Origin of the sequence: Actinocrinis sp., assembly GCF_035605935.1 — a bacterium.
In the GTDB taxonomy this organism is placed as follows: domain Bacteria; phylum Actinomycetota; class Actinomycetes; order Streptomycetales; family Catenulisporaceae; genus Actinocrinis.
Genome location: NZ_DATNGK010000125.1, coordinates 1 through 5,387 on the forward strand (window position 1 = coordinate 1; position 5,387 = coordinate 5,387).

Annotated in this window: 5 protein-coding genes and 2 pseudogenes; all 7 read right to left on the reverse strand. The window is 68.4% G+C overall.

Annotated features, from left to right (window positions below; genetic code table 11):
- Nucleotides 1-253, reverse strand: a pseudogene (locus VN779_RS10795) (alpha-ketoacid dehydrogenase subunit beta); the annotation flags it as partial.
- Nucleotides 241-1,278 carry a thiamine pyrophosphate-dependent dehydrogenase E1 component subunit alpha gene (locus VN779_RS10800; RefSeq protein ID WP_325722331.1) on the reverse strand — a complete coding sequence of 346 codons (1,038 nt, stop codon included), beginning with the start codon at nucleotides 1,276-1,278 and terminating at the stop codon, nucleotides 241-243. The pseudogene VN779_RS10795 and the gene VN779_RS10800, both read right to left, overlap by 13 nt.
- 37 nt (nucleotides 1,279-1,315) lie before the next feature.
- Nucleotides 1,316-2,560, reverse strand: coding sequence for a Xaa-Pro peptidase family protein (locus tag VN779_RS10805; protein WP_325722332.1), 1,245 nt, complete (start codon nucleotides 2,558-2,560; stop codon nucleotides 1,316-1,318).
- A complete protein-coding gene (locus tag VN779_RS10810; protein WP_325722333.1) occupies nucleotides 2,557-3,546 on the reverse strand; it encodes an NAD(P)-dependent oxidoreductase in 990 nt (329 codons plus the stop codon). The genes VN779_RS10805 and VN779_RS10810 overlap by 4 nt, the downstream gene beginning before the upstream one ends.
- Nucleotides 3,543-4,379 carry an ABC transporter ATP-binding protein gene (locus VN779_RS10815; RefSeq protein WP_325722334.1) on the reverse strand — a complete coding sequence of 279 codons (837 nt, stop codon included), beginning with the start codon at nucleotides 4,377-4,379 and terminating at the stop codon, nucleotides 3,543-3,545. Before VN779_RS10815 ends, VN779_RS10810 begins: the two co-directional genes overlap by 4 nt.
- A gap of 1 nt (nucleotide 4,380) precedes the next feature.
- Nucleotides 4,381-5,112: an ABC transporter ATP-binding protein gene (locus VN779_RS10820; RefSeq protein ID WP_325722335.1), complete on the reverse strand. Its 732-nt coding sequence runs from the start codon at nucleotides 5,110-5,112 to the stop codon at nucleotides 4,381-4,383.
- A pseudogene (locus VN779_RS10825) lies at nucleotides 5,109-5,387 on the reverse strand (branched-chain amino acid ABC transporter substrate-binding protein); the annotation flags it as partial. The gene VN779_RS10820 and the pseudogene VN779_RS10825, both read right to left, overlap by 4 nt.

A 5,387-nucleotide genomic window follows, 5' to 3' on the forward strand; every position in this document is an offset into this window, starting at 1 on the left:
CGCTGAACATGATCTCCGCGATCGGACGCAGCCCGGTCATCGCCGCACCCATCGCCGCGCCGAGAATGGCTTGCTCACTGATCGGGGTGTCACGCACCCGGGCCGGTCCGAACTCGGCGAGCAGCCCCGGGGTGGCCTTGAAGACCCCGCCGGCCGCCGCGACGTACTCACCGAGGAAGACCACTCGCTGATCCCGGCGCATCTCCTGGGCGATGGCCCGCGAGACCGCGTCGCGGTAGCTCAGTTGCGCCATGACGAACCTCCGTCGGCCCACAGATCGGCCAGCAGCAACTCGGGATCCGGTGTTGGGCCTGCCTTGGCCTGCCGCTCGGCCTCGTCCACCGCGGCCCGCGCCGCCGCCTCGATCGCAGCGAGTTCGACCTCTGCGACGCCGATGTCGAGCAGCCGCCGCCGATAAAGCGCCACCGGGTCGCGGGTCAGCCAGCGCTCGACCTCCGCCGCAGGCCGGTACTTGGCCGGATCAGCACGCGAATGTCCGCCGTGCCGGTACGTCAGCGCCTCGATCAGGGTCGGGCCGTCGCCGGCTCTGGCACGCTCCAACGCCGCGCAAGCCGCGTGATACATCACGTCCGCGTCGTTGCCATCGAGAGCGATCGGCTCCAGCCCGTACGCGGCGGCGCGATCGGCGGCGGGCCGGCGCACAGCCGTCACCGAGGCGATCGGTGTGTACTCCATGTAGAGGTTGTTCTCGCAAACGAACACCACCGGCAGCTTGTAGACGGCCGCGTAGTTCAGCGCCTCGTGAAAGGCGCCGATGTTGGTGGTTCCGTCGCCGAAGAAGCACACTGCGACCTGACCCGAACCGCGGTACTGCGCCGACCACGCGGCGCCGTTGGCGATGGTCAGGTGCGCGCCGACGATCGCGTACGAGCCCATCATTCCGTGCTCGACGCTGGTCAGATGCATCGACCCGCCCTTGCCCGCCATCAGACCATTGGCACGGCCGAGTAGTTCCGCCATCACCGGCGCCATCGGTACACCGCGCGCGAGTGTGTGCGCGTGTCCGCGGTAGGTGGCGAAGGTGTAGTCGTCGGGGAGCATCGCCGCGCCGAAGCCGGCCGCGATCGCCTCCTGGCCCAAGGACAGATGGCTGGTGCCCTTCACCAGGTTCTGCAGGAACAGGTCGTAGGCCCGCTTCTCGAACTGGCGGATCTCCACCTGGCAGCGGTAAAGCGCAAGACGGGTGCGCAGGTCGGGCTCCGACGGCGCGGCGGTGCCGGCGCCGTTGTCGATATCAGGGTGAGTGTCGGTGTTCATGATGCGGCCGGTGTTCATTGTGCACAGTCCCTGGTGCTTAGTAGGGGTTGGCGACGAACAGGTCCCGCGCCGGGAACAGGGTGATCACCCGCGGCCCGTCGGCGGTCACCACGATTTCCTCCTCGATCCGCGCGGCCGAGAAACCGTCCGCGGCCGGGCAGTAGGTCTCCAGCGCGAAGACCATCCCCGCCTTCAGCTCCACCGGATGCTCCAGCGAATTCAGCCTGCTGATGATCGGGCGCTCGTGCAGGGCCAGGCCGAGGCCGTGGCCGAACTGAAGGCCGAAGGCCTCCATCTCATCGGCAAAGCCGAACTGCGGCGCGGTCGGCCACGCCCGCGCGATCTCGTCGGTGGACGCCCCCGGACGTACGAGCGCGATCGCGGCGTCGATCCATTCGCGGGCCTTCTGGTACGCGTCGCGCTGTACCGGAGTGCAGCTGCCGACGTTGAAGGTGCGGTAGTAGCAGGTCCGGTATCCGTTGAAGGACTGGATGATGTCGAAGAACGCCTGATCCCCGGGCCGGATCAGCCGGTCGGAGAAGTTGTGCGGATGCGGGCTGCAGCGCTCACCGGAGACCGCGTTGATCGCCTCGACGTCGTCCGAGCCCATCTCATAGAGGCGCTTGTTGGCCAGTGCGACGATCTCGTTCTCGCGGATGCCGGGCTTTAACGCGTCCGCGATGGTCTGGTAGACCCCATCAACCATCGCGGCAGCCTGAGTCAGCAGCATGATCTCGTCCGCGGACTTGATCTCCCGCGCGTCGAGCATGACTTGCTGGACGTCACGTACTTCCAAGCCGACCCGCTGAAGCTCCAGCACCATCGGCAGTTCCGCGATGTCCACGCCCAGGGGCATGTCCGCGACGCCCTGCTCGGTCAGCAAGGCGCGGGTCTCGGCTACCGCGCTGGCGATCAGTCCCGCGTCCGGGGCCACCGAACCGCGAAGCCCGAGCATTCCAGCGCGGCTGTTAGCCGGGTCGAGCCAGGGTGCGTAGATCCGGTGATGCTTGGCGGCCGAGCCGAAATCCCAGAGCACCGGCTCGCCGGTGCGGGTGAGGAGCGCGTATCGAGCCACCTTGTCGCGCGCCCACTCGCCGATCATCGTGCTCGTCAGATACCTGATGTTGTTGACGTCGAACACGAGCAGCGCACCCAGTTCGGAGGCGTCCAGCGCGGCCCTGGCCCGGGCCAGCCGATAGGCGCGCAGCCGGTCGAAATCCACCCGGGTCTCGAAGTCCACTGCCATCCGACCCGGTGCGGGCAGCAACTGCGGCGCAGTCATCGCGGTTCCTCGGCGAGCGAAAGCCCGTCATCCACCGCCACGTTCTCAGGCACCAGCCTCAGCCCCGAAGCCGCTGCCTGTTCCGGAAGCAACGCGGCGAAATCCTTGTCGGCGTGCCCGCGTCCGATCAGAGCCTGCACCAACTGATAGGTCAGGGCGGCCACCGGCATCGGCACCTCCAGGCGTCGCGCCGCCTCAAGGCCGAGGTCGAAGTCCTTACGCAGCAACACCGGCGTGAACGTCGGCGTCAGATCGAGACGGACAAACGCAGGAGTCTTATATCGGGTGAACGTGGACCCGAGCACACTGTGATTGAGGAAATCCAGGAATGCGGCGCGCGGCACTCCACCCTTCTCCGCCAGCACGGTTACCTCCGCGAGCGCCTGGGTGACGACACCGAGGAATACGTTGTGCGCGAGCTTCACCAGCCGCGCCGTCTCGCCTTCTCCCGCGTATGTCACCGACCGGCCGAAGACCTCCAGATATGGCCGCACCCGCTCGAACGCCTCGGGCGGCCCGGAGGCCACCACCGAGAGCCGGCCCGCCGCGGCCGCGTTACCGTTACCGCTGACCGGTGCGGCGATCAGCGCGGTTCCGCGTAGCGCCGCGGCGGACCGTACCTGCGCGGAAACCTCCGCCGAGACGGTGGAGGAATCCACGATCACGCCCGGCGCGACGTCGGCGCGGCTGAGCAGCCCGCGCTCGCCGAGGACCACGTCCGCCAGGTCGGCCGAGGCCGAGACGGTAGTGAAGACCACGTCCAAGCCCGCGAGGTCCGCGACCGCGTCCACGACTCTCGCGCCGCGCTCGGCAAGTGGTTCGGTCTTGGCCCGGGTGCGGTTGTACACGGTGAGTTCGTGCCCTGCGTCGAGCAGCCGGCCAGCCAGTGCGCTGCCCATCCGGCCGGTCCCGATCCAGCCCAGCCGCCGTGGGCGCGGCGCACCGGGAACCGCTGCCTCGCCATCTGGAAAGCCTGTGTCGGTCACCGCGGCACCTCCGTTGTCGTGCTCGTCGTGCTCGTTGCTGCGCTAGCGCTAGCGCTCGCGCCCGCATCCTTCGTTTCCGGGACCTGTGCCATACCGCCGAGGTACAGCTGCGCGACTTGAGGGTCCGCCAGCAGGCCCGCGCCGGTACCGGTCAACCGCACCCGCCCGGATTCCAGCACCGCGCCGCGGTGAGCGATCGCGAGACCGCTGCGCGCGTTCTGCTCGACCAGCAGCACGGCGCGTCCAGCCGCGGCCAAGCCGGCAATGGAGTCGAAGACAGCGCGCCGCGCTCGCGGTTCCAGGCCGATCGAGGGTTCGTCGAGCAGGATCAGCCGCGGCTCGAGCATCAGCGAGCGAGCCAGCTCCACCTGCTTCTGCTCGCCCCCGGACAGCGATCCGGCCGGCTCACGCCGGCGCTGCGCCACGATCGGGAACTGCTCGGCGCACCGCTCCGCGCGCCGCCGAAGCTGCGCGCGGTCACGTAGGACGTAGCCGCCCATCAGCAGGTTCTCCCAGACCGTCATGGCGGGAAACAGGCTGCGTTCCTGCGGGACGTGCACCACCGCGCGGGCCAACCGCTCGCGCGGCGAGAGCCGGTCGATCGGCTCGCCATCCAGCAGTACCCTGCCCCGCCGCGGCCGTATCAGACCACTGATCGTTTTGAGCACGGTGGATTTACCGGCCCCGTTCGGCCCGATGAGGCAGACCACCTCGCCAGCCGCAACCGCCAGATCCACTCCGCGCAGAATGTCACCCGCGCCGTACCCGGCAACCACTGCGTCGAGCGCGAGCAGCGGCGCCGCGCCTGCGTGCACATCCGTGTCGGCAGTCATGTCACTGGCCCAGATAGGCGTCGAGGACGGCGGGATCCGCGCGCACCGCGTCAGGCGAACCGGCCGCGATGCGGGTACCGCGGTCCAGCACGATCACCGGATCGCACAGCCGCATGACCAGGCTCATGTCGTGCTCCACGATCAGGAAGCTGAATCCGGCGGCGTGCCGGCGCCTGATGTGCCGCTCCATCGTCTCGACCAGCGTCGGATTGACGCCCGCGGTCGGTTCGTCGAGCAGGACCAGCCTCGGCTCGCTCATCAGCACCGAGGCGAACTCCAAAAGCTTGCGCTGGCCATAGGAGAGCTCGCCGGCCGGATGCTCGGCATGCGCCGCGAGGCCGAACTCGTCAAGCAGCTCGCGGGCCCGACGCGAATCGTCGCGGCCACGACGCCGCGCGAACAGCGAGTGCCATGAGTGACCGGCGGCCACGATCAGGTTGTCTAGCGCGCACAGCCGAGGGAAGATCCGCGCCTGCTGGAACGTGCGCGACAATCCGGCTCGGTACAGCGCCGCCGGATCGGACTTCGTCAACGGGCGCCCGGAGAACAGGATGCGGCCCGAGTCCGCGCGCAGATATCCGGTGATCAGGTTGAATACCGTGGTCTTGCCGGATCCGTTGGGACCGATCAGTCCGGTGATGGTGCCCTGCTCAACAGCGAATGAGCAATCGTCCACCGCGGTCACGCCGCCGAAGCGTTTGGTGAGGCGCTCAACCTCCAGCAGCGTCGTCACCGGACCATCACCCCGCCGTCAGCACCGATCCCGGTAGTGGCAGCATCCTGATCCGGCTCCTCCGATGCGCGCTCCGTCACTACCCGCCTGCGCCGCATCAAGTGTCCGACTGAGGGCAGAATCCCGCGCGGCAATAGCAGCATGATGAGCAGAAACACCGCCGCGTACGCGATCAGGTAAAGCTGCGTCGCGCCGTACTGATACGCAAGGTATTGCTGCGCAGGCACCAGAATGAACGCACCGAGCACCGGACCCCACAACGTGCCGCGGCCGCC

Bases quoted from the DNA above. Each gene is read 5' to 3' on its own strand.
- VN779_RS10815 (WP_325722334.1), bottom strand. From the start codon at position 4,379: ATGACTGCCGACACGGATGTGCACGCAGGCGCGGCGCCGCTGCTCGCG.
- VN779_RS10800 (WP_325722331.1), bottom strand. From the start codon at position 1,278: ATGAACACCGACACTCACCCTGATATCGACAACGGCGCCGGCACCGCC.
- VN779_RS10805 (WP_325722332.1), bottom strand. From the start codon at position 2,560: ATGACTGCGCCGCAGTTGCTGCCCGCACCGGGTCGGATGGCAGTGGAC.